Origin of the sequence: Aeromonas sp. FDAARGOS 1404 (genome assembly GCF_019047085.1) — a bacterium.
In the GTDB taxonomy this organism is placed as follows: Bacteria; Pseudomonadota; Gammaproteobacteria; order Enterobacterales; family Aeromonadaceae; genus Aeromonas; species Aeromonas veronii.
On the sequence record NZ_CP077237.1, the window covers coordinates 3,755,526 to 3,779,977 of the forward strand.

Genomic DNA, 24,452 nt, shown 5'->3' on the forward strand with positions numbered 1-24,452 from the left:
TAGGTGGTACAGTCGCCACCATGACCTGAGGTGTCCAATGACAAGATTACGTCGCTCATTTACTGCCGAATTCAAACTCGAAGCCGCATCCCTGGTGCTCGACCAGGGATATTCTGTCCCTGAAGCCAGCCGTTCACTGGATGTCGGTGAAACCGTACTGCGCCGCTGGGTTCAGCAACTGCAATCCGAACGCGGTGGTACAACCCCCACCGGAAAAGCACTGACTCCGGAGCAGTAAAAAATTCAGGAGCTGGAAGCCCGCATCAACCGGCTCGAGCGCGAAAAGGACATTCTAAAAAAGGCTACTGCTCTCTTGATGGCGGACGAGTTCACACGTACGCGCTGAATAGACCGATTAAGGGAGCAAGCCCCCATCACCTTGGTCTGCTGCGCTTTCGATGTTCCCACCTTCTGTTTTTACGATTATCTGGCTCGCAGGCGGACGATTAACCGTGAGCGCATGCAGCAACGCTTTGAGTTGCGCCGGTTGTTCAAAGCGAGCCGGAACTCAGCGGGCAGCCGTGCCTTGATGTCGATGATGCGGGAATTGGGGTATCAGATTGGTCGATTCAAAGTACGTAAGCTGATGAAGGAGGGCGGGTTAGCATCCAAACAGCCGGGCGTACACACGTTATAAGGTGGCACGGTCAGAACGACCGAATATACCCAATCTGCTGGCCCGCGAATTTGATGTCCAGCAACCCAATCAGGTGTGGTGTGGCGATATCACCTACGTCTGGGCCGGTGGTCGCTGGCATTACCTGGCAGCGGTTCTTGACCTGCACACCCGGCGGGTCGTGGGCTGGGCGATGTCTGACAAGCCTGATGCAGAGCTGGCCATCAAAGCACTGGAGATGGCCTATCAGCAGCGGGGTTGCCCATCCGGTGTGCTATTTCACTCCGACCAGGGCAGCCAATATGGTAGCCGGGCATTTCGGCAACGACTGTGGCGTTATCGCATGACCCAGAGCATGAGTCGGCGTGGAAACTGCTGGGATAACGCCCCGATGGAGCGACTGTTCAGGAGCCTGAAGTCAGAGTGGCTGCCGGCTATGGGATATATGAGCTTGCGAGAAGCGAAACGAGATATCAGTTATTACCTGATGGATTACTACAACTGGCGGCGTCCACATCAACACAATGACGGGATACCGCCAGCAAAAGCCGAGGTTCGGCCTAACCAAGTGTCTGGATTTAGTTGACCACTACATAATTCCCTTGCAATGCCGGTGGACCTAAGGAGGTGGGCTGTAATGTTAACAAGACTCATGATGGTGTCATGCGCACTTTATTGGCTGTTTGGCATGCACTTTTTTATGCATAACCCTGGTGGGGCCGGACTCTATCTACCTTTTAATGCTTGGGGTTGGATCTTCGCCTCACTGGTTATTGGATTGGGATTGTGGCATGTGACCTTGTGCCAGCATCTGATAGTTTCTCCCTTGCAAGCGGGTTTATTAATAGGGGCGAGTTTGCTGCTGCTCCCGATGCTCTATCCTGGTTTTGCATTCAAGGATTATGCCATTCCCAGATTGCTTGGTCTTTTTGCTGGTCTGCTGTTTTTGTTTGGACTCTATCAATGGCGCTTTGATAAGGCGCAGCGTGATCGCTTGCTCTATCTCATCTTTATTGCAATTGCGATGGAGGCGGTATTGGGTCTGGTGCAATTCTATCTGTTGACACCAGGTAACTGGATTGGCTATGACACCAAAGCCAATCGCCCTTACGGGATCTTTCAACAGCCAAATGTGATGGCGACCTTTATGGCCACCGGGATTGCGTTGGCTATTTGGCTGGAGTTACGCAGCAATGAGCATGTCTGGTTGCGTGGGGTTAACTATTGGGTGATTTGGGCCGCCAGTCTATTGTTGATTGTTCTGCAGTCTCGGGTGGGGCAGCTTGGGGGATTGCTGGCGTTTATCCTGCTTGGACCCCAGTTGCATCGTCAAGGTTTATTGGTGCGAATGCTTTGCCTAGTTTTGCTGGGAGCCTTGGTTGGATTAGCTTCTCAGTATTGGGTATCAGGTGTCAGTCGAGGGATGAACGAATATCTCTCTGGTGGTGCTCGGTCAGATATCTGGCCTTTTACATTGTATTTACTCTTTCAAAACTTGTTATTGGGAGTAGGGTATGGTGGATTTGAATCCACATTCTTCCACGCATACACAGAGGTTCGGCAGGTAGATCCAAATATTGGGATGGTAATTTACAATCTAGACCACCCCCACAACGAGTTTCTCTATTGGGCTGTTGAGGGCGGTATTGCCCCCATGGTCGGCATGGTGATCATGGGGGGCGCATTATTATGGCGTCTGGCAAGTGTGCGTTGGGTAAATGCCATGGGACTGCTTGCTCTGGTTACACCGATCTTGCTTCATACCCAGACGGAATACCCGCTCTACCATGCGATCGTGTTATGGTGGCTGTTGCTGACGCTGATTTATATCATCGATACCGAAATTGAAGAGACCAACCTGGCGAGTCAGGGTTTCTCATCATGGTGGGATATGGAGTGCCGCCCATGGTTGTTACTGCGATTTATGGCGATCGCTATCCCGCTGCTGGTCGTTCCCTTTATGCTCACAGCAATTCACACCGCATGGGTAGTCACCAAATATGAACGGGGTGGGTATAAAGAGCCTGCTTTGCTACTTGATATCGTCAATCCCATGGCTTGGTTGACCCGAGTGGAATTTGATGTGAACTCGGTTCGTCTGATGGTGGGCTTGCAGACAAATAACAAGACCGAACTGGAAGCTTATCTGGAGTGGGGGCAGTCATTCGTACGCCATACACCCCGTGCCAACATATACGCCAATATGGTGATCGCGCTTAATGCATTGGGTCGTACAGAGGAAGCCAATACGATGCGAGCGGAAGCGCTCAAGCTCTATCCAACCGAGCCCCTTTTAACTGGATCTGCTTCACAGGCAGTGATTACCGGTGTTGACCAATCAGGCAAGAATATAACCAAAAATAAATAGTGCTATTTGGCTACATAGAAAGCCAGCCCTTAAAAACGGCTGGCTTTTTTATTGTTTACCTTCTGGACGACCAGTATCCGAACAGTCTGTTTTCGGACGCATACGTCTGTCATACGGGCTACGAAAAGCATATTTGAAATGTCATGATTCGCTCTCAACCAATTGATTGATATGTGATTTTATTGGTGGTGTCGAATGGGTTGATAGTCAATTGGGAGTATCCCCCTCATCATCAGGTGAAGGGACAGGTTCTAGACGTGTTCATTGCTAAACAGATAGGCGTAGTCTTGTCACATGATGTTGAACGTACGGTAGAAATGTGCGCTCAGGCTTATAAAGCAGGTTACCGAGTTAGTTTTGTTGGATGCTGAACTGGAAATTAATGAGTCTTGAAATACTGATGTTTCTTGAACACAAGATGGTAATCACCACACTACCCAGAAGATCTGCATTCCAGCCAGTTTGTTATTGATAGTGGCAAGCATTCGATCTTGATGGTGAAATTTAAGAAAAAAAGAACGTTAATATAGAAAAACTGTATGTTCTCGCGAATTGTCCATGCTATTCTGAAACAGTTATCCCTGTAACCGACTTTTTTGTGAGGAAATAATGAACGAGTTTCTGAAAGTTCTGCTGAACATTCGCAGTCTGCGTGCGGCTATTCGTGAGCTGCCGTTTGAGCAACTGCTGGAAGCTAAAGAGAAGTTTGACCTGGTTTACCAAGAGCGCGCCGATTCTGTTGAACAGGAGCGTGCTGAACAGGAAGAGCGTCAGCGCAAGCTGAATGAATTCACCGAAATGCTGCAGCAGGCTGGTATTGATCCTCGTGAGCTGCTGGCGACTGCCGCAGCTCCTGCTGCTGCGGCTGGTGCTGCCAAGAGCAAGCGTGCTCCGCGTCCGGCTAAATACAAGTACGAAGAAGATGGTCAGGAAAAAACCTGGACCGGTCAAGGCCGTATGCCGAAAGCCATTGCTGCTCAAGTAGCACTGGGTAAAGACCTGAACGATTTCCTGATCTAATTCGTCAGGTTCAGAGATTGAATAATGCCGCCCTTGAGCGGCATTATTTTTGCCGTTTTACTCGTGGTTATCCATCCGACCCTTCTCCCCACTGTTATCTACATCCTCGCTTGTATCCTTATTACCGTCGTTTCACTTCACTGTTGCTTTTGTCAATATCACTCATTGTTTGCGATTAATTTTGTCGTGCAGGATTAACTGCGTGATATTGCTATTTGTATGCGTCGTGCAGATATGCGCTTCGGATATGTCTCTCACGATTCACGGGGCGCCGCTCGGCGAGAGTCGAGCTCTCTGCGGATGGAATATCCGGTAATCGTTATCTCCACAGGGTGCGTGAGGGATAGAGATAGCCGCAAGGTATAGCCGGGATATTCTGGGTTGCCGATGCCTGTAATTGGATGGGCTGCCGTAACTGCCCCTGATGATGAGCAATGGCGTTTGTCTGCCGTGTGGGCGAGGGAATTCGGTGCGGTCGATGGCGATGGTATTCCCCACTCTGCCGGCAGAGTGGGGAATGGCCGGGAGAAGCGCTATCGGGGCGTCACGCTATCGCTGCCACCCAGGGCGCGATAGATTTTGGCTGTGGTGGTGAGCTGCTCTTTTTGCTGGGCCAGCAGGCTCTGCTGGGCATCCCACAGCCGGTTCTGCTCATCAAGCCAAGCCTGTACACCGGTCGCACCTGCCTGGAAGCGAGCCTTGGCCAGTCGTTCGGCCTCCTGGGCATAACTCAGCTGTTCCTGCAGATAATCGAGTCGCTGCTGGCCATAGTGGCGTGCGGCCAGATTGTCTTCCACCTCCACCAGTGCGGTGTAGAGCTGTTTGCGAAACTCGGTTTCAGCGATCTGGTAATCCAGCTCTGAGCTTTCGATGGCGAGCTGGGTGCGGTTGTATTCAAGGAAGGGGAGGGCGAGGTTGGCCCCTAGCGTACCAACCGGATTTTGCAGCACCTGCGCTAATCTATCGGATGCGGTGCTGGCGCTGCCGGTCAGGGTCAGGCTGGGGTAGAAGCTGGTGCGGATCTCGTCCCCCTTTGCCAGCGTCTTGCGCAGCCGCAATTCGGCCGCTTTGACATCGGGGCGGCGAGCCAGCACATCGGCTGGAATACCCACCGCAAGTTCAGGAATGGTCTGCTTTGCAAGGGACGCGGGTGCATACTCCAGCGGCCCGCTGCTGCGGCCCAGCAACAGACGCAGGGCATTGCGAGCCTGCTCCTGCTGCGCCTTGAGGGAGGCCAGCTCAGCCTGTTTTCCGGCCAACTGTTGGCGTGCCTGCGCCAGATCGAGCCGGGTGATGGCGCCTGCCTGGTATTTGGTCTGGGTCAGCTGCTCGGTACGGGTCAGGTTGGCCAGCTGCTGTTCCCCAAGGGTGATGGCAGAGCCGAGATAGCCGAGCTGCCAATACTGCTCCAGAGTATTGCCGATCAGCAGCAGTCGGGTGCTGGCGAGATCCTGCTCGCTTGCCGCCACTTCCCAGCTTGCCTGATCTCGCACCGAGGCAAGCTTGCCCCACAAATCTACTTCGTAACTGAGGCTCAGCGAGGGGCCCAGACTGTTGGTGCCTTTGCCGGTTTTCAGATCCTTGTTGCCACTGGCTGCGATAGTGCCATTGACCGAGGGGGTGAGGTTGGTATCGGCCTGCTCGGCGCCCAGTCTGGCGCTGTTGAGCTTGAGGGCCGCCACACGCATGTCCGGGTTGGCGGCCAGTACCGCCTCGACCAATTTGTCGAGTTGGGGATCATGAAATTCCTGCCACCATTGGCCTGCCTGAGCAGCCAGTTGGGCGCCCTCTGCCTGTTGCCATGCGGGGGCGATCGCCAGCTCGGGTCTTTGATAGGTACTGTGCTGACTACAGCCGCTGAGGGCCATAGAGAGAGCCAGCCAGGAGAGTTTGTGCATTGTTATTCCCTCGCCAGTGCGACAACAGGGTCGAGCCGCGCCGCATTGCGTGCCGGCAGGTAACCAAACAGGATCCCGATGAGTGACGAGCAGCCAAAGGCCATCAGGATGGAGAAGAGCGAGAACTGCATCTTGATGGAGTCCACCAGCAGTGAAAAGAGCGCGCCAATGCCGAGCGAGAGGCCAACGCCAAATATCCCCCCCAGCAGGCTCACCATCACAGCCTCAATCAGGAATTGCTGCAAAATATCTGACTGGCGGGCGCCCACGGCCATGCGAATGCCGATCTCGCGGGTACGCTCCACCACCGACACCAGCATGATGTTCATCACGCCCACCCCGCCGACGATCAGCGAGATCACCGCGATGGCCGAGACCATCAGGGTCATGGTGGCTGTGGTTTTCTCCACCGATTTGATGATGCTGTCGCTGCTGAAGGTGAAGAAATCCCTCAACCCGTGGCGCTTGGTGATCAGCTCGATCACCGCCTGTTCGGCCAGCGCCGGTTGTACCCCGTCTTTGACCCGGATGGTGATTTGGCTGAAGTGGTGCTGCGAGATGAGGCGACTCATCACTGCGCTGTAGGGCAGCCAGATATTGACCGACTGGCTGGTGGGGCCGAAGCCGGTCTCCTGCGAAACCACACCGACAATCCGCACCGGCAAGGTGCCGACCAGTACCACCTTGCCGACCGGATCCTCCTTGCCAAGCAGGCTGGTGATGCTCTTCTTGTCCACTACGGCAACGGCGGCACGCTGCTGGATATCTTGCCACTCCAGTAAGCGACCACTGACCAGCGTCATTCCCTTCACCTTGAAATAGTCGTTACCAACCCCGGTCACATTGCCGCTGTTGGTCTTGTTGCGATAGCGCAACTGGCCGGAGCTGCCGATCTCGGGGCTGGCGCCCGCAAGATAGGGTTGTCCCAGCAGAGCATCGAGATCCCCCTTGTTGAGGGTCTGGATGCTGGCCATCTTCTCATCGCCCCATCCCTTGCCCGGGAAGATTTCGATGGTGTTGGTGCCCATCGCATTGATCTGGTCGATCACCTTGGCGCGCGCCCCTTGCCCCAGCGCCACCACGCTCACCACGGCGGCGATGCCGATGATGATGCCGAGCATGGTGAGGAAGGTGCGCATCCGGTGGGCGAGCATGGCATGCATCGCCATCCGTCCCGCTTCCCGATAACGATCCCAGTCGTGACCCATGGCGCCTTTAGTGGGCACTATTTTTTGAGGGGCTACGGCGGTGGCTGGCGCCAACACGGCCGTTTGGCAGGGGCCGCTATCTTGTTCAATCCGACCATCTTTGAGAGTGATGATACGGTCGGCATGGCTGGCCACGTTCATATCGTGGGTGACCAGAATGATGGTGTGGCCCTGAGCGTGCAGCTCCTTGAGGATCGCCATCACCTCCTTGCCGCTCTGGCTATCCAGTGCGCCGGTCGGTTCATCGGCGAGGATCACTTCGCCGCCATTGGCCAGCGCCCGGGCGATACTGACCCGCTGCTGCTGACCGCCGGAGAGCTGGCCCGGGGTATGGTGACTGCGATCGGCCAGCCCCAGTCTACTCAGCAGCTGACGCGCGCGCGCCTGGCGATCCGGGCGGCTGGTACCGGCATAGACAGCTGGGATCTCCACGTTGGCGGCGGCATCGAGATGGGGCAGCAGGTGGTAGCGCTGAAAGATAAAGCCGAAGTGGTGGCAGCGCAGCCGGGCCAGCGCCAACGCATCCATGGTGGCGGTGTCCTGACCGCGAAACAGATACTGGCCGCTGCTCGGGCTATCGAGACAACCCAGCAGGTTCATCAGGGTCGACTTGCCGGAGCCGGACGCGCCGACAATGGCGATCATCTCTCCTGCGGAGATGGTGAGGTCAAGAGGGTGGAGCACGGTGACTTCGCTGTCGCCGCTCTGGTAGCGTCGCTCGACCCCTTTCAGCTGGATCAACGGCAGCTGGTTCAGGGGCTCACTCATAGCATCACCGCCATCTCATCATTGTCGGCGGGGGCTCCGTGATTGAGCTGCACCTCCTCCTTCTCACTCAGCCCGCTGATCACCTCAATGCGGATCTCGTCCTTCATACCGGTCTTGATATGACGGGTTTCGGTTGTCCCATCGTCCTTGCTCACGGTGACTTCATACTCGTTGTCACCCAGCGACTTGCCGAGGGCGGTTTGCGGCACAGTGAGCACCTGCTTGCGCTCGCCGAGCACAATGGTCACCTGGGTGGTCATTGCCACCCGCAGGGTGTGGTCGGGGTTGGGCACATCGAACAGGGCATAGTAGTAGACGGCCGCATTGCTGGTAGTGGTACCGGTTGCAGCCTGATCGTTGATGTTAGTGGGCGCCAACTCCACAGCGCGAAGCGTACCCTGATAGCGGGTATCCGGATCGCCGATCAGGGTGAAGTAGACCGGCATGCCGGCTTTGACCTTGGTGACATCAGCTTCGGAGATCTGCGCCTTGACCGTCATAGTCTCGAGGTTGGCCAGCTTGAGCACGGTCGGCACCGTCTGGCTGGCTGCCAGGGTCTGGCCCTGACGGGTCACAATGCTGATGACGGTGCCATCCATCGGCGCCAGGATCTTGGTGTAGCCCAGCTCGGTCTTGGCCCGATCAACCTTGATCAGGGCGTTGTCGATATTGGCCTGGCTATTTTGCAGTTCGGCGCGGGTGACCGCCAGCAGGGCCTCGGCACTCTCCAGATCGGCCCGTGAGCTCGCCTCCTGCTTGAACATCTGCTGCTGGCGCCGCCAGGCGAGCTCGTTCTGTTTGAGTTGCGCCTGCTTGATCTTGAGCTGGGCGCGGTTGCTGGCAAGCTCCGCCTCGGCCGTCTTGAGGTTGTTCTGGGCAATCAGGGGATCGATCTCGGCCAGCAGGTCTCCCTGCTTGACCTGATCTCCGGCCTCGACGGCCAGCTTGGTAACCTGACCGGAGACCTGGGCCCCCACATCCACCTGCTCCACGGCCTGCAGCACACCACTGGCCAGTACGGTTTGGGCAATATCCTCGCGGGTCACCTGAGCGGTCAGCATCGCCTTGGGTGGTTGACTGGGCCAGAGCAGCCAGCCGAGGAGCACCACGGCGATCAGCATGGTGATGGCCAGTGTTCTCTGCTTGGGGGTTATGTTCATCGATCACCTGAATGGAAACGGAAAAGGTTGTGCGCGGCGATTATCCTGCAGCAAAGCCCTGATAAATAACAGCCGCAAATATGTAAGCAAAGTTATGGCGTTAACTGTCAATAAGCCGAGAAAGGAGTAAGCGAGAGGCCGCAGTCGTGAGCAACATGATCAGCAAGAGGGGGGGAGTGCGGTTGGCGGTGGCGATGAAAAAGCCCTGCGCAGAGGCAGGGCTTTGGAATGGGTGATGGCGAGTGAGGATCAGGCCTTGGCCAGCAGATCCATCACCCAGGGCAGACCCTGCTTCTTGCGGCTGACAAAGCCCGGGTGGTAGCTGGACTCTGCCGGTACTTTGGCGTGCTCGGTAAAGTAGATACGGCTCGCAGCCGCAGTCAGGTCAGTCACCATCAACACGAAGAAGTCGAGCCCTTCGCTCGCCACGCGCTGGGCCATCTCCTGCTGCAGGGCTGGCAGGTGCTCGGCCAGCTGCTGTTCGCTGCCCACTTCGATCTGGCTCATGATGAAGTTCAGACCTTCGGCCTGGAATGCCTTCTCATCCTGCTGCAGCAGTTGAGCCGGAGTCAGGCCGCTCAGGTCGGTTTTCGCCATCAGCAGCTGTTGGCCGAATTCGGCCAGCGATACTTCGGCCAGCGGTGCCAGACGCTCACAGGCGATTTTGTCCTGCTCGGTGGTGGTCGGCGAGGTGAGACAGAGGGTGTCGCTCATGATGGCACCCAGCATCAGGCGAGCCTGGCTGCGGGTCACAGTGCCTTGCTGGCTCAGCAGATCGAAGGCGATGGTACAGGTGCAGCCGACGGCACGGATCCAGGCATCCAGCGGAGACTGGGTGACCAGGGTACCGAGACGGTGGTGATCCACCAGACCCAGTACATTGGCTTGTGCCAGTGTGGCGGGGCCCTGTTCCAGATCACTGAAATCCACCAGCCAGACATCTTCACCGGTCAGATCTTTGGTCAGCAACTCGGGTTCGCTGACGCCAGCCTGCTCCAGAATAAAACGGGTTTCGGTGCGCAGGTCACCCAGACGCCATGAGGTGGCCTGACGGCCCTGGCCATTGAGCCAGTCGGTGATAACCAGCGCACTGCAGATACTGTCGCTATCAGGATTCTTGTGACCAAAAACGTGGATCATAGACAAAGCCTCACAATTGGATACCCATAAAGGGGGGCAACACTATGCGAAATCCGCTACATGAAGGCAACCGGATCCACGCCCATGTTGCTGCCAGCTTCGCCTAACTCGCCATTTTATTGATCTGGGTCGGTAATCCTGACGCGAGTTCAGTTATCACAGTTGGCTATTGGCTATTGGCTATTGGCTATTGGCTATTGGCTATTGGCTATTGGCTATTGGCTATTGGCTATTGGCTATTGGCTGTTGGCTATTGCGGACTGTGCAGGCAATGGTGCCCGCTTGTGCCTGCGCAGTCAGCATGTTCGGTCAGCCCTGTCAGTCGCCATCGCTGCAAAACGCGTTATCACCTGATTCAGCGGCGCAGCAGCTCGCGAGCATTGGCCAGGGTGTTGTCGGTGATCTGGTCGCCACCGAGCAGCCGTGCCAGCTCATTGAGACGGGCATTCTGGTCGAGCGCATCCATCCGGGTTTCGGTGGTTTTGCCATCGGTATGCTTGCTCACCACCATATGCTGGTGGCCGTTGCCTGCCACCTGAGGCAAGTGAGTGACCACCATCACTTGAGTGGACTCGCCGAGCTGGCGCAGCAGGCGACCCACCACGGCGGCAGTCGGGCCGCTGATCCCCACATCCACCTCATCGAAAATCAGGGTCGGAGTGGAGATCTTGCGGGCGCTAATCACCACGATGGCGAGACTGATGCGCGACAGTTCACCGCCTGAGGCCACCTTGCCAAGCGGCTGGATCGGTTGGCCCGGGTTGGTGGTGACCATAAATTCCACCCGATCTATACCCAGCGGAGAGAGGCTGCTCTGGGCATCGGGGCGCACCTCGATGGCAAAGCGGCCATCGGGCATCGCCAGTTCGTGCATGCTGCTGGTCACCTTGGCGCCCAGCTCCTGGGCGTAACGCTGACGGCTCTGACTCAGGGCTTCGGCGGCCTGGACAAAAGCCTGACGGGCCTCGGCCAGCTCATCTTCCATCCCCTCTAACCGCTCTTCATCGGAGTTGAGGCGAGCAAGATCAGAGGCCAGCTCCTGATGGTACTGAGCCAGATCTGCCGGTTTGACGTGGTGCTTGCGGGCCAGATTGATCGCCTTGGAGAGGCGGGCCTCCAGCTCGTTAAAACGCTCGGGATCCAGTTCCAGCCGATCGAGGTAGCTACGCAGTTCGCTGTGGCTCTCCTGCACCCCGATCAGCGCTTCGTTCAGCATCTCCAGTACCGGAGTGAGGCGGCTGTCCATGCTGACCAGCCCCTCGGCCCGATCGACGGCTGATTGCAGCAGCCCTGCGATAGTGGTCTCTTCGTTGTCATAGAGCAGATCGAGGCAAGCCCCGCACTCCTGCATCAACTCGGTACCGTTGGCGAGACGCTGGTGCTCCTCTTCTATCTCTTCGAACTCCCCCGGTTGCAGGGCAAATTCGTCCAGCTCCTGCACCTGGTACTCGATCAGCTGGCGGCGGGCCTCCCGCTGTTGCTGCTCGGCCTTGAGCCGGTTCAGTTCGTTTTGCAGTTGGCGCCACTGCTGATAGTGCTGGCGCACCTCGTCGAGCAGCAGATGGTGACCGGCATAACCGTCGAGCAGGGCGAGCTGGTAGTCGGGTTTGAGCAGCATCTGGTGGGCATGCTGACCGTGTACGTTGACCAGCAGCTGGCCCAGATTCTTGAGCTGGGTGAGGGGGACGGGCACGCCGTTGATATAGCTGCGGGAGCGGCCCTCGGCGGAGATGACTCGCCGCACGATGCACTCACCTTCGTTTTCCAGCTCGTTGGTGGCGAGCCAGGCGCGGGCGGCCGGGTTGTTGTCGAGCAGGAAGCGGGCGCTGACCTCGCTTTTGTCGCTATCGGGGCGCACCATGCCGGCTTCGGCCCGCTCTCCGAGGCAGAGACCGAGAGCGTCGATGGCGATGGATTTACCGGCACCGGTCTCACCTGTGATGCAGGTCATGCCCGGTTGCAGATCGAGTTCGAGAAACTTGACGATGGCGAAGTTGTTGACGGTCAGCTGGGTCAGCATGGTCTCATCCTGTATAGGTCAACATTACTGTGTATGCATCCAGTATATACTGGTCTTATATACAGTAAAGAGGGCTCCGTCATTTTTAACAAAGGAAAGCCGCGCCAGTGCGCTATGGCTATAAGAATGCGGTACTGACCATTGGCACGCGGTACGGATATGAGAGTGCAGGGGCGCGGTTGCTACGAAAGAAAAGAGAAGGGCGCCAGTTCAGGCGCCCTTCTCTGGCAATGCCGTTGTCGGTCAAAGCTGATTAGAACAGCTTGCTGCCCCAGCCGAGCTTGTTGCGCAGCACGTGGAAGTAGCTGTAGTCGAGGGGATGCACCAGATGAAGCTGGTGGTGGCTCTTCTTGATGAGGATCTCGTCCCCCGGGTGGACCGCCAGGGTCACCTGACCGTCACAGCTGACCTGCATGGCATCGTCCTGATTATCCGGCGAGACCAGCAGCCGCACTTCGCTGTCGGCATCGAGCACGATGGGGCGACTGCTGAGGGTATGCGGGAACATGGGCACCAGCGTGATGGCGTTGAGCTTGGGGGTGAGGATGGCGCCGCCCGCCGACAGGGAGTAGGCGGTCGAGCCGGTCGGGGTAGCGACGATGATGCCGTCCGAGCGCTGGCTATACATAAAGCTGCCATCGATATAGACCTCGAACTCGATCATATGGGCGATCTTGCCCGGGTGCAGCACCGCCTCGTTGACCGCAAGATTGCTCGACTTGCGCTCGCCGTGGCGATAGACCGAGGCCTCCAGCAGGAAGCGGTGTTCGCTCTTGTAGTGGCCGGACAGCACCTGCTCCAGCGGCAGCAGATAATCCTGCGGCGAGAGATCGGTCAGAAAGCCGAGGTTGCCCCGGTTTACCCCGATCACCGCCACATCAAAGCGTGACAGTACCCGCGCCGCCCCCAGCATGTTGCCGTCACCGCCGACCACGATGGCGAGATCGGCCTGCTGGCCCAGTTGCACCAGATCCATCACGTTTTCATCGAGGATGCTCAGGGTCTGGGCGACCCGGCTCTCCACCAGTACCCGAAAGCCGCGGGCGGTCAGGTATTGATGCAGGCCGGTCAGCGTCTGGTTGGCCCCCTCATGGTGGGGTTTGCCAATCAGGGCGATGGTTTTGAACGGAGAATCCATAGTCAGTCAGATCTGGGATGGGTATTGCGGGCCAGTATACAGTGCTTTGCTGCGCTTGTGACGCTCTCCCGTGTGACGGGGTTGGCTATCCCCTTGAGGTTACTGGTTAAACGGTGAGCGGCAACCCGGATAAACCGCCGGTTGCGGCTATTCAGCAACCCTGATTGCCCTTTACCCCTTGAAAGCCGGGGATGCATCCCCATAATAGCGCCAACATAGTCGGTCTGTTGTCGTCCGGTCGCTCAACCAGACGTCAGGGCCCTCATAAGTAACCCCGGAATTGGAGATGTCATGAACCACGAAGAGCAAAAGGTTGAAGCGATGGAGCAAGTGGAAGCCCAGCCAGTCGAGCCGACCGATGTAGACAGTGAAGTGACAGCCGAGCAGGCCCGCATTGCCGAACTGGAAGCGCAGCTGGAAACCGCCATCCAAAAAGCGGCGGAAGAGCGTGAACGCGCCCTGCGTACCGCCGCCGAGATGGAGAACCTGCGCCGTCGTACCGAGCTGGATGTGGAGAAGGCGCACAAATTCGCTCTGGAGAAGTTCGCCAATGAACTGCTGCCGGTGCTGGACAACCTTGAGCGTGCCATCGAACTGGCCGACAAGGAGAACGAAGCCCTCAAGCCGATGATCGAAGGTGTCGAGCTGACCCTGAAATCCATGCAGAGCGGCGTGGCCAAGTTTGGTCTGGTGGCGCTTGACCCGATCAACCAGCCGTTTGACCCCAACGCCCATCAGGCGATGAGCATGGTGCCGAGTGCCGATGTGGCCCCGAACACCGTCATTGCAGTGATGCAGAAGGGCTATGACCTCAACGGTCGGGTGATCCGTCCGGCCATGGTGATGATCGCCAAAGCGGTCGACTGATTGGCTGTGGGTGCCCGAGCCCGCCCCGTGGCGGGCTTTTTGTTTCGCAGTGCAGCACCTGTTCATCTTGCCCGGTTTTACGGCTCAACGTGACCGCGCAACCATGACAAAGGGTGTGGTTTTTTAGGGTTGGGGCTTGAAGCTGCGTCCGGCGACCCCATATAGGTAGCAAGGCCACGGCGGCACAAAAAATTTGATGCCGGGAGCTTGAAAGCCAGATTGGCAGCCCCCACCTAGCCGTTAACGCATTAAGGCGAGTTCCTCGCCAGTTTATTCAAAGTATTTGGAGATTCGTCAAATGGGTAAAATCATCGGTATTGACCTGGGTACTACCAACTCCTGCGTCGCTATTCTGGATGGCGACACTGCTCGCGTGATCGAGAACGCAGAAGGCGATCGTACTACTCCGTCCATCATTGCCTATGCCGATGATGGCGAGATCCTGGTTGGTCAGCCGGCCAAGCGTCAGGCCATCACCAACCCGAAAAACACCCTGTTCGCCATCAAGCGTCTGATCGGTCGTCGTTTTGAAGATGAAGAAGTGCAGCGTGACCTGAAAATCATGCCGTACGCCATCGCCAAAGCTGACAACGGTGACGCCTGGGTTGAGGTGAAGGGCAAGAAAATGGCACCGCCGCAGATCTCTGCCGAAGTGCTGAAAAAGATGAAGAAGACCGCCGAAGACTACCTGGGCGAGCCGGTAACCGAAGCCGTTATCACTGTTCCGGCATACTTCAACGACGCCCAGCGTCAGGCTACCAAGGATGCCGGTCGCATCGCCGGTCTGGATGTAAAACGCATCATCAACGAACCGACTGCAGCGGCTTTCGCCTACGGCGTGAACAAGGTCAAGGGCGAGCGCAAGGTTGCCGTATATGACCTGGGTGGCGGTACTTTCGATATCTCCATCATCGAGATCGACGAAGTGGAAGGCGAAACCACCTTCGAAGTACTGGCGACCAACGGTAACACCCACCTGGGTGGTGAAGACTTCGACAACCGCGTCATCAACTATCTGGTAGACGAGTTCAAGCGTGAGCAGGGCATCGACCTGCGCAACGACCAGCTGGCTCTGCAGCGTCTGAAAGATGCCGCCGAGAAAGCCAAGATCGAGCTCTCTTCTGCCCAGCAGACCGACGTCAACCTGCCGTACATCACTGCAGATGCCACCGGTCCGAAGCATATGAACATCAAGGTGACCCGCGCCAAGCTGGAGTCCCTGGTAGAAGACATGGTGAAAGACTCTCTGGAGCCGGTTCGTGTCGCCCTGAAAGACTCCGGTCTGGCAGTTGGCGAGATCGACGACGTGATCCTGGTTGGTGGTCAGACCCGTATGCCGCTGGTTCAGAAGACCGTTGCCGAGTTCTTTGGCAAAGAGCCGCGTAAAGACGTCAACCCGGACGAAGCCGTGGCCATGGGTGCTGCTATCCAGGGTGCCGTACTGTCCGGTGACAAGACCGACGTACTGCTGCTGGACGTTACCCCGCTCTCTCTGGGTATCGAAACCATGGGTAGCGTGATGACTGCGCTGATCGAGAAGAACACCACTATCCCGACCAAGAAGTCCCAGGTGTTCTCCACTGCCGAAGACAACCAGTCTGCCGTGACCATTCACGTGCTGCAGGGTGAGCGCAAGCGCGCCAGCGACAACAAGTCTCTGGGCCAGTTCAATCTGGAAGGCATCCGTCCGGCACCGCGTGGTCTGCCGCAGATCGAAGTGACCTTCGACATCGATGCCAACGGTATCCTGCACGTCTCTGCGAAAGACAAAGAGACCAACAAAGAGCAGAAGATCACCATCCAGGCCTCCTCTGGTCTGTCTGATGACGAGATCGAGCGCATGGTACGCGAAGCCGAAGCCAACGCGGCCGAGGACAAGAAGTTTGAAGAGCTGGTACAGGCTCGCAACCAGGCTGATGGTCTGGTCCACTCCGTACGCAAGCAGATCACCGAAGCCGGTGAAGCCCTGCCTGCCGACGACAAGACCAAGATCGAAGCTGCTCTGAGCGAGCTGGAAGCGGCCATCAAGGGTGACGACAAGGCTGCTATCGAAGCCAAACAGCAGGCTCTGCTGGAAGCGTCCCAGAAGCTGATGGAGATTGCCCAGCAGCAGGCCCAGGGTGCAGCCGGTGCTGATGCCGGTCAGTCCTCCTCTTCTGCCAAGGCTGACGACGACGTAGTCGACGCCGAGTTCGAAGAAGTGAAAGACGACAAGAAGTAAGCCCTACCCAGATGGGCGGAGTCCGCTTCGCCCATCGGCTTGGTCAATGAATTCACGGGCGTTGGGTAACCAACGCCCGTCTGCGTAACCACAGGATGAGTATGTCGAAGCGCGATTTCTACGAAGTACTGGGTGTGGCGAAAGATGCCGACGATCGCGAGATCAAGAAGGCGTACAAGCGCCTGGCCATGAAGTATCACCCGGATCGTAACCAGGGTGATGCCGCATCCGAAGAGAAGTTCAAAGAGGTCAAGGAAGCCTACGAGGTCCTGACCGATGCCAACCTGCGTGCCCGTTACGACCAGTACGGCCATGCCGGTGTCGACCCGAGCCAGGGTGGCGGTGGCCACGGTGGCTTTGGCGGCGGTGCCGACTTCGCCGACATGTTTGGTGACGTATTCGGTGACATCTTCGGCGGTGGCCGTGGTGGTGCCCGTCGTGGCCCGGCCCGTGGCTCCGACCTGCGTTACACCATGGAGCTGACGCTGGAAGAGGCGGTACGTGGGGTCTCCAAGGAGATCAAGGTGCCGACCCTGGTTCACTGTGAAGTCTGTAACGGCTCCGGTGCCCACACCGGCAGCAGTGCCCAGACCTGCCCGACCTGCCACGGCTCCGGCCAGGTGCAGATGCGTCAGGGCTTCTTTGCGGTACAGCAGGCGTGTCCGCACTGTCACGGTCGCGGCAAGATCATCAAGGATCCGTGCCGCAAGTGCCATGGTGAAGGTCGCTACCAGCGCACCAAGACCCTGTCGGTGAAAATTCCGGCGGGCGTCGATACCGGCGATCGCATCCGTCTCTCCGGCGAAGGGGAAGCGGGGGAAGCAGGAGCACCGGCAGGTGATCTCTACGTACAGGTGCACGTCAAAGAGCACGAGATCTTCGTGCGTGACGGCAACAACCTCTACTGCGAAGTGCCCATCAGCTTCACCGCAGCCGCCCTCGGTGGCGAGATTGAAGTGCCGACCCTGGATGGCCGCGTCAAGCTCAAGGTCACTCCGGAGACCCAGACTGGCAAGATGTTCCGCATGCGCGGCAAGGGCGTCAAGTCCGTGCGCTCCGGTCAGGTAGGGGATCTGATGTGCAAGGTGGTGATCGAGACTCCGGTCAACCTCACCGAGCAGCAGAAAGAGCTGTTGCGCCAGCTGGACGAGTCGTTCAGCGGTGCCGCTGCCAAGACCCACAAGCCGAAATCGGAAGGCTTCTTCGAAGGGGTGAAACGCTTCTTCGACGATCTGACCAGCTGATTTCAGCGACCCGAATAAACAGAGCCGGCCTTGTGCCGGCTCTTTTTTTGCCCGCCGTTTAGCCAGGATCCGCCCTATTGAGTGGATCCTGATGAGGGATCCTCCTCACAACTCCCGCCAATTCCTGCTGTACAAATGTTATCCCGCTCACACTGTTGCTGAAACGGTTTAGTTGCTGTATTGAGTTGGCTAAAGCGGTTTAGCTATGCTCTGGCTGTCGATAACAACAGCGCCCGTTCGGGCTACAGATGACAGGTGAGGAAGATGATGATGTTCAAGAGCAAGTTGGCGCTGGCGGTAGCGCTGGGATTGGGGATGAGCAACCCGCTGTGGGCGGCGGATGGCGGTATCGAGGCCCGTCTGGCGGCGCTGGAGGCGCGGGTACAGGCGGCTGAAGCGAGAGCCGAGGCAGCAGAGAGCCGTGCCAGTCAGGCGGAAGTGAAGGCGAGCGCGGCGAGTGAGCAGGCGCAGGTGGCCGACAACCGCAGCCAGAAGGTGGATGAGAAGACCGCCGGTGCCCAAGGCTTCGAATTTCACGGTTACGCTCGCTCGGGCCTGTTGGTAAACAGCAATGGCAACGGTGGGCGCGGCGGCCCCTACATCACGCCAGCCGGTTCGGTGGGCGGGGCTGTCGGTCGTCTTGGCAATGAGGATGACACCTACATGGAGGCCAACCTGCTGAAAACCCAGACCTTCGAGGATGGCAGCTGGGCCCGCTACAAGCTGATGCTGGCAGACGGGGTGGAGACCAGCAACGACTGGACCGCCAGCGATTCGAGCCTCAATACCCGTCAGGTGTTTGCCGAGATCGGTAATCTGGCGAGCTTCGACGGCCCTTTCAAGAATGCGGTGCTGTGGGCGGGCAAGCGCTTTGACCGCGACAACTTCGATATCCACTGGCTCGATTCCGACGTGGTGTTCCTGGCCGGTACCGGCGGCGGCGTCTACGACGTGCAGCTGGCCGACAGCTGGAAGGCCAACTTCTCCCTCTATGGCCGCGATTACGGCGACATCAGCGCCAGTGGCCTCTCCGATATCGAGAGCTACATTCTCACCATGAACAACCGCGTCGGCAACTGGCAGTGGATGGTGAACGGCCTCTCGGCCAAGGACAATGACGCCCGCATCAATGACAAGGGGGCGGGCAGCGAGGCGGCGGACAAGGGGGCACACACCCTGCTGGCCTACCACGGCGAGAGCTTCTTTGGCCTCAACCCCGGTTTTGCGAAGGCGGCGGTGCTGTACGGTCATGGGCTGGGGGCCGAGGTCAAGGGGTTGGGCTCTGACAGTGAGCTGTTGCCGGATGCCGATGCAGTGCGGGTCGCCGTGTTTGGCGCTACCGATCTTAATCCGCGCTGGCGTTTTGCCCCGGCCCTGCTGGCCGAGCAGAGTCAGGATCGCTACGTGAAAGGGGACGAGTACCGCTGGCTTACCTTCAATACCCGGGTGGCGCAGGTGCTGAGCCAGAACGTGGAGCTGGTCTACGAGGCAGCCTGGCAGTACATGGATCTCGACCCCAAGGGTTACAAGGGACGCCAGGCGGTGAACGGCAACTTCACCAAGCTCACCTTCGCCCCCACCTTCAAGGCGCAGACCGCCGGTTTCTTCGAACGTCCCGAGCTTAGGGTATTCGCCAGCTGGATGGACTGGTCCTCCGAGCTCGACAACTACGCCAGCGACGATGCCATGGGCCAGAGCAACTTCACCGCCGGTGGCGAGTGGAACTTTGGTGTGCAGATGGAAACCTGGTTCTAGTTCGTTATCCCGATCACAAAAATGGCAACCGGTGCCGAGATCTGTTGGTTGGCTAAAACGGTTTAGCTGATAATGCCAGCCAATAGAACAGAGTTCGGGTTTGACCGTGGATCCGATGCAGCAGTGGAGTAGCAAGGTGACGAATCGTGTGTGGGTAATGGGGGATGCGGTGGTGGACTTGATCCCGGAAGGGGCGTTGCACTACCTCAAGTGTCCGGGTGGCGCGCCCGCCAATGTGGCGGTTGGCGTGGCACGGCTGGGCGGCGATGCGGCCTTTATCGGCCGGGTCGGTGCTGACCCGTTCGGCCGCTTTATGGCCGATACCCTGAGTGGGGAGGGGGTGGATGTGGCCGCGCTGTGGCTTGATCCTGACCATCGCACATCTACCGTGCTGGTGGCACTGGATGACGAGGGGGAGCGTAGCTTCACCTTTATGGTGCGCCCCAGTGCCGACCAGTTCCTCACGCCGGATGAGTTGCCCCGCTTCAAGGCCGGTCAGTGGCTGCTCACCTGCTCCATCGCGCTAGCCAACGAGCCGGTGCGCACCAGTTGCCTGCAGGCCATGGCAGCCATCAAGGCGGAAGGCGGGCGAGTCTGCTTCGACCCCAACCTGCGTCCCGAGGTGTGGGGCAACCCCGCCGAGCTGCTGCCGCTGGTGCGTCAGGCCATTGCACAGGCGGATGTGGTCAAGCTCTCCATTGAGGAGCTGCAACTGCTGAGTGGCGAGGATGATCTGGCCGCCGGGCTTGCAACTCTCTCTGGCCCGGCGCTGGTGCTGGTGACCAGAGGGGCGGCCGGGGTGGTGGCTCGCCTTGATGGCGAGTTGCTGGAGTGGGTGGGGCAGAAAGTGACGCCCATCGACACCACGGGGGCGGGGGATGCCTTCGTCGCCGGTCTGCTGGCGGCGCTGGCCGGGCGCTCGTCGCTGCCGACGCTGGCCGAGCTACCCGCCATCCTGGCTCAGGCCCACGGCTGCGGGGCGCTCGCCACCACCGCCAAGGGGGCGATGACGGCGCTGCCGACCCGCTCCGAACTGGATGCCTTTTTGCGATCAGACACAAGCGGCCGTTGAGCTGAGGCTAGAAGCCCGGCTCGACAGCCCCTACTCTCATGTGACAAGGGCCCGCCAGCGTGGCGGGTCATAAGAGGAAGAATATGAATATCAGTGCGATAGCCAAGGATCTGGTGCCCCTGCTCGGGGGCAAGGAGAACATCGTCAGCGCTGCCCACTGCGCCACCCGGCTGCGGTTGGTGCTGGCCGATGACAGCAAGGTAAACAAGGCCGCCATCGACAAGCTGGAGGGGGTCAAGGGGTGCTTTAGCAACGCGGGCCAAATTCAGGTGATCTTCGGCACCGGTCTGGTCAACAAGGTCTATGCGGAGTTCGTGGCGCTGACCGGTACCGGCACCGCCAGCAAGGCTGAGCTGACCGACATGGCGACGGCCAAGCTCAACGTGGCCCAGCGTCTGGCGCGGACTCTCTCCAACATCTTCGTGCCCATCATTCCGGCCATCGTCGCCTCCGGCCTGCTGATGGGGCTGCTCGGCATGGTGCGTACCTACGGCTGGGTCAACGCCGACAGCGCCCTGTTCGTCATGCTCGACATGTTCAGCTCGGCGGCCTTTATCATACTGCCGATCCTGATCGGCTTTACGGCGGCGCGTGAGTTTGGCGGCAATCCGTACCTCGGGGCGACCCTTGGCGGCATCCTCACCCACCCGGCGTTGACCAACGCCTGGGGCGTGGCCGGTGGTTTCAAGACCATGGACTTTTTCGGGCTCGATGTCGCCATGATCGGCTATCAGGGCACCGTCTTCCCGGTACTGTTGGCGGTCTGGTTTATGTCCCATCTGGAGAAACAGCTGCGCAAGCGCATTCCGGATGCACTGGATCTGATCCTCACGCCGTTTCTCACCGTCATCATCACCGGCTTCGTGGCGCTGCTCTTTATCGGCCCGGCGGGTCGGGTGCTGGGGGATGGCATCTCGTTCGGTCTGAGCGCCCTCTATGAGCAGGCGGGCTGGCTGGCGGGGCTGGTGTTCGGCGGCACCTATTCACTGATCGTCATTACCGGCATCCACCACAGCTTCCACGCCATCGAGGCGGGATTGCTGGCCAATCCGCAAATTGGCGTCAACTTCCTGCTGCCCATCTGGGCCATGGCCAATGTGGCACAGGGCGGGGCTTGCCTCGCGGTCTACTTCAAGACCCGCGATGTGAAGATCAAGGCCATTACCGTGCCGGCGGCTATGTCCTGCCTGCTGGGCATCACCGAGGCTGCCATCTTCGGGGTGAACCTGCGCTATATCAAACCTTTCCTTGCCGGTCTGTTTGGCGGGGCCTGCGGCGGCGCCTACGTGGTGGCGGCCAAGGTGGGGATGACGGCGGTGGGGCTGACCGGTATTCCCGGTATGGCCATCGTCCAGCCCATGAGCCTTATTCATTACATCATCGGGCTGGTGATCGCCTTTGGCGCCGCCTTCGCCGCTTCCTACCTGCTCAAGTACAAGGTGGAGTGATGAAGGAAAGCGATCTTCTCAACCAGATTGTCCGGTCGTTGCTGGCCGGACAGCTCAAGGCGGCGGCCGATCCCCATCGGCCCCGCTGGCATCTGGCAGCCCCGGTGGGGCTGCTTAACGATCCCAACGGCTTTATCGAGCACGATGGGCGCTACCACCTCTTCTACCAGTGGAACCCGCTTGGCTGCGAGCACCGCAACAAGGGCTGGGGCCATGTCATCTCCACCGATCTGCTGCATTGGCAGCACGAGCCGGTGGCGCTCTTACCCACCGAAGCCTATGAGAGCCACGGCTGCTATTCGGGCTCTGCGGTGAGCGACGAGCAGGGGCGTCTGACCCTTATCTACACCGGCAATGTCAAATACCCTGATGGCAGCCGCACCGCCTATCAGTGTCTGGCTCGGGCCGACGGTGAGGGTGGTTTTGCCAAGCTGGGGCCTGTGCTGGATCTGCCCGAAGGCTACAGCGGCCACGTGCGCGACCCCAAGGTGTGGCACGACGGCCAGCAGTGGCTGATGGTGCTGGGCGCGCGTACCCAGGATGACAAGGGGGAAGTGCTGCTCTATCGTGGCGACACCCTGCAAAGCTGGCAGCGGGTGGGGCCCATCGCCGGTAGCGGTCGAGGGGGGCTGGGTGAGTTTGGCTATATGTGGGAGTGCCCGGATCTCTTCCCGCTGGGGGAGAGTCATGTGCTGCTCAGCTGTCCGCAGGGGATTGCCCCGGCAGGCGAGGATTATCGCAACCTCTACCAGTGCGGCTGGCTTTCTGGCAACTTCGACGGCGAGCGCTTCGAGCACGGGGCTTTTCACGAGCTGGACCGGGGCTTCGAGTTCTATGCCCCCCAGACCACTCTGGATAGCCAGGGTCGGCGCTTGCTGTTTGGCTGGCTGGGTCTGCCGGAGGAGAACGAGATGAGCCAGCCTACGGTCGCTTACGGCTGGATCCACCAGATGAGCTGCCCGCGGGAGCTGTTCTGGCAGGATGAGTGGCTCTGCCAGCGACCGGTAGCGGAGCTCGCTGCATTGAAGGGAGAGTTGACCCGTTTTGAGGGGACGCTTGGCGAATTTCCGGGTCTGGCCATCGACTCGGCCTGGCTCGATCTGGACCTGTGTGGTGAGGGGAGCCTCTGGTTTGGGGCCGTGACCGAGCTGGTGTGGCAGCCGGGGCGCATCACCTTGCGGCGCCAGAACTGGCAGAGCGGGGTGTGGGAGACCCGCAGCAGCCCATGGGCTGGCGGGCGGATCACCGTGCTGTGCGATCGCTCCAGTCTGGAGTGTTTCATCGATGAGGGGCGACACAGCCTGTCTGCGCGCTATTTTCCCGGGGACAAGCCGCAACTATCATCAGGTAACGGCGATGATGGCTGCAAAATTTGCCTCAATCACTGGCCGCTGTCGGCGTGCCTAGTACAATAGCCCGGTTCTAGTCAGCCGGGAGGCCAGGTGGAGAAGAAGAAACGGATCACGATTGCCCAGATCGCCGAACTGGCGGGGGTGTCCAAGGCGACCGCCAGTCTGGTGCTCAACGGGAAGAGTGCGGAGTACCGGATTGCCGATGATACCCGCAAGCGCATTCAGGCGGTGGCGGAGGAGTGTCACTACCTGCCGAGCTTTCATGCCCGCTCCCTGCGCGAGACCCGCAGCTACACCTGGGGGCTGGTGATCCCCGATCTCACCAACTTCGGTTTCGCCCGTATCGCCCGCGCCCTCGAGGCGCACTGCCGGGAGGCGGGCATCCAGCTGCTGATCGCCTGCTCCGAGGATGATCCCGCTCTCGAGCAGCGGGTGGTGGACAACCTCATCAGCCGTCAGGTGGACGGGCTGATTGTCGCCTCCAGCGGCCACAGCGATGACATCTATGCCCGCATCCACGACCGCCTGCCGGTGGTGCAGCTCGACCGCCATATCGGCGAGTCGCGCTTGCCCATGGTGATCTCCGATGCCTGCAAGGCGACCGCCGAGCTGGTGCGGGACATGGCCAGCGAGTGCGGCGAGCAGATCTACTACTTCGGCGGCTTGCTGGATCTCTCCCCCAGTCGTCACCGGCTGGCGGGCTATGAGCTGGGGCTTCATCGCGCCGGTTTTGAAGCCGATGCTGCAAGGGTGCGTCATCGCGACTACCAGCCGAGCTCCGGTTATCAGCTGATGGCTGAGCTGGTGGCCGAGCTGGGAGCGCCCCCCAGGGGGCTCTTTACCGCCTCCTTTACCCTGCTTGAAGGGGTACTGCGCTACCTCAACGAGGCGGGGTTGATGGAAACAGGCATGCGCCTGTGCACCTTCGATGATCACGACCTGCTCGACTGCATTCCCATGCGCATCGACTCGGTGGTGCAGGATTGTCCGGCGCTGGCTCTCGCCGCTTTCGAGCTGATGCAGCAACTGATAGCGGGCAATCCTCCCGCGCAGACTGCCCAGGTGATCCCCCCCAGGGTGCGCTGGCGCAGCCGCAGTTAGTCACATTTCACCCATCCCATATGAGAAAGCCCCACCATTGCTGGCGGGGCTTTTTG

The 24,452-nt window shown here is 59.0% G+C and carries 16 protein-coding genes and 1 pseudogene; 11 read left to right on the top strand and 6 right to left on the bottom strand.

Going from position 1 to position 24,452, the window contains the following annotated elements:
• The first annotated feature begins 37 nt into the window (after positions 1–37).
• The 3 genes and pseudogenes from I6L34_RS17490 to I6L34_RS17500 all read left to right on the top strand — a co-directional run bounded on the left by I6L34_RS17490 (position 38) and on the right by I6L34_RS17500 (position 4,004).
• Positions 38–1,202 (top strand): annotated as a pseudogene (locus I6L34_RS17490) (IS3 family transposase).
• A gap of 51 nt (positions 1,203–1,253) precedes the next feature.
• Positions 1,254–2,984, top strand: a complete 1,731-nt coding sequence (locus tag I6L34_RS17495) for a PglL family O-oligosaccharyltransferase (protein ID WP_254202881.1) — start codon at positions 1,254–1,256, stop codon at positions 2,982–2,984.
• Between the two features lie 609 nt (positions 2,985–3,593).
• Positions 3,594–4,004 (top strand): H-NS family nucleoid-associated regulatory protein, encoded by a 411-nt coding sequence (locus I6L34_RS17500; protein WP_040065985.1) that lies wholly within the window; start codon positions 3,594–3,596, stop codon positions 4,002–4,004.
• A gap of 533 nt (positions 4,005–4,537) precedes the next feature.
• On the opposite strand, the gene I6L34_RS17505 is transcribed toward I6L34_RS17500, so the two are convergent.
• From I6L34_RS17505 to nadK, 6 genes are all read right to left on the bottom strand, one after another.
• Positions 4,538–5,902, bottom strand: a complete 1,365-nt coding sequence (locus tag I6L34_RS17505) for an efflux transporter outer membrane subunit (protein WP_216955068.1) — start codon at positions 5,900–5,902, stop codon at positions 4,538–4,540.
• Between the two features lie 2 nt (positions 5,903–5,904).
• On the bottom strand, positions 5,905–7,878 hold the full coding sequence (locus tag I6L34_RS17510) for a MacB family efflux pump subunit (RefSeq protein ID WP_216955069.1): 1,974 nt from the start codon (positions 7,876–7,878) through the stop codon (positions 5,905–5,907).
• Positions 7,875–9,038 (bottom strand): macrolide transporter subunit MacA, encoded by a 1,164-nt coding sequence (gene macA, locus I6L34_RS17515; RefSeq protein WP_216955070.1) that lies wholly within the window; start codon positions 9,036–9,038, stop codon positions 7,875–7,877. The genes I6L34_RS17510 and macA overlap by 4 nt, the downstream gene beginning before the upstream one ends.
• A 249-nt stretch (positions 9,039–9,287) precedes the next feature.
• Positions 9,288–10,178 (bottom strand): manganese-dependent inorganic pyrophosphatase, encoded by an 891-nt coding sequence (locus I6L34_RS17520; protein ID WP_167564756.1) that lies wholly within the window; start codon positions 10,176–10,178, stop codon positions 9,288–9,290.
• A gap of 355 nt (positions 10,179–10,533) precedes the next feature.
• Entirely contained in the window at positions 10,534–12,198 is a 1,665-nt protein-coding gene (gene recN, locus I6L34_RS17525) for a DNA repair protein RecN (protein ID WP_058057368.1), read from the bottom strand.
• A gap of 253 nt (positions 12,199–12,451) precedes the next feature.
• A complete protein-coding gene (gene nadK / locus I6L34_RS17530) occupies positions 12,452–13,336 on the bottom strand; it encodes an NAD(+) kinase (protein ID WP_005338038.1) in 885 nt (294 codons plus the stop codon).
• 291 nt (positions 13,337–13,627) lie between these two features.
• Between nadK and grpE the strand changes: the two genes are divergently transcribed.
• The 8 genes from grpE to I6L34_RS17570 all read left to right on the top strand — a co-directional run bounded on the left by grpE (position 13,628) and on the right by I6L34_RS17570 (position 24,396).
• On the top strand, positions 13,628–14,203 hold the full coding sequence (gene grpE / locus I6L34_RS17535; protein WP_005338036.1) for a nucleotide exchange factor GrpE: 576 nt from the start codon (positions 13,628–13,630) through the stop codon (positions 14,201–14,203).
• A gap of 298 nt (positions 14,204–14,501) precedes the next feature.
• Complete coding sequence (dnaK, locus tag I6L34_RS17540) at positions 14,502–16,424, top strand: molecular chaperone DnaK (protein WP_058057369.1); 1,923 nt, start codon at positions 14,502–14,504, stop codon at positions 16,422–16,424.
• Positions 16,425–16,525: 101 nt separating this feature from the next.
• Positions 16,526–17,668 (top strand): molecular chaperone DnaJ, encoded by a 1,143-nt coding sequence (gene dnaJ / locus I6L34_RS17545; RefSeq protein ID WP_005338032.1) that lies wholly within the window; start codon positions 16,526–16,528, stop codon positions 17,666–17,668.
• A 264-nt stretch (positions 17,669–17,932) separates the two neighbouring features.
• Positions 17,933–19,423: a carbohydrate porin gene (locus tag I6L34_RS17550; protein WP_152985341.1), complete on the top strand. Its 1,491-nt coding sequence runs from the start codon at positions 17,933–17,935 to the stop codon at positions 19,421–19,423.
• A 115-nt stretch (positions 19,424–19,538) separates the two neighbouring features.
• Positions 19,539–20,495: an aminoimidazole riboside kinase gene (locus I6L34_RS17555; RefSeq protein WP_081042815.1), complete on the top strand. Its 957-nt coding sequence runs from the start codon at positions 19,539–19,541 to the stop codon at positions 20,493–20,495.
• An 83-nt stretch (positions 20,496–20,578) separates the two neighbouring features.
• Positions 20,579–21,943, top strand: a complete 1,365-nt coding sequence (locus I6L34_RS17560; RefSeq protein ID WP_058057999.1) for a sucrose-specific PTS transporter subunit IIBC — start codon at positions 20,579–20,581, stop codon at positions 21,941–21,943.
• A complete protein-coding gene (locus I6L34_RS17565) occupies positions 21,943–23,358 on the top strand; it encodes a sucrose-6-phosphate hydrolase (RefSeq protein ID WP_058058000.1) in 1,416 nt (471 codons plus the stop codon). Before I6L34_RS17560 ends, I6L34_RS17565 begins: the two co-directional genes overlap by 1 nt.
• Positions 23,359–23,385: 27 nt before the next feature.
• Entirely contained in the window at positions 23,386–24,396 is a 1,011-nt protein-coding gene (locus I6L34_RS17570) for a LacI family DNA-binding transcriptional regulator (RefSeq protein ID WP_058058001.1), read from the top strand.
• Positions 24,397–24,452 lie beyond the last annotated feature (56 nt).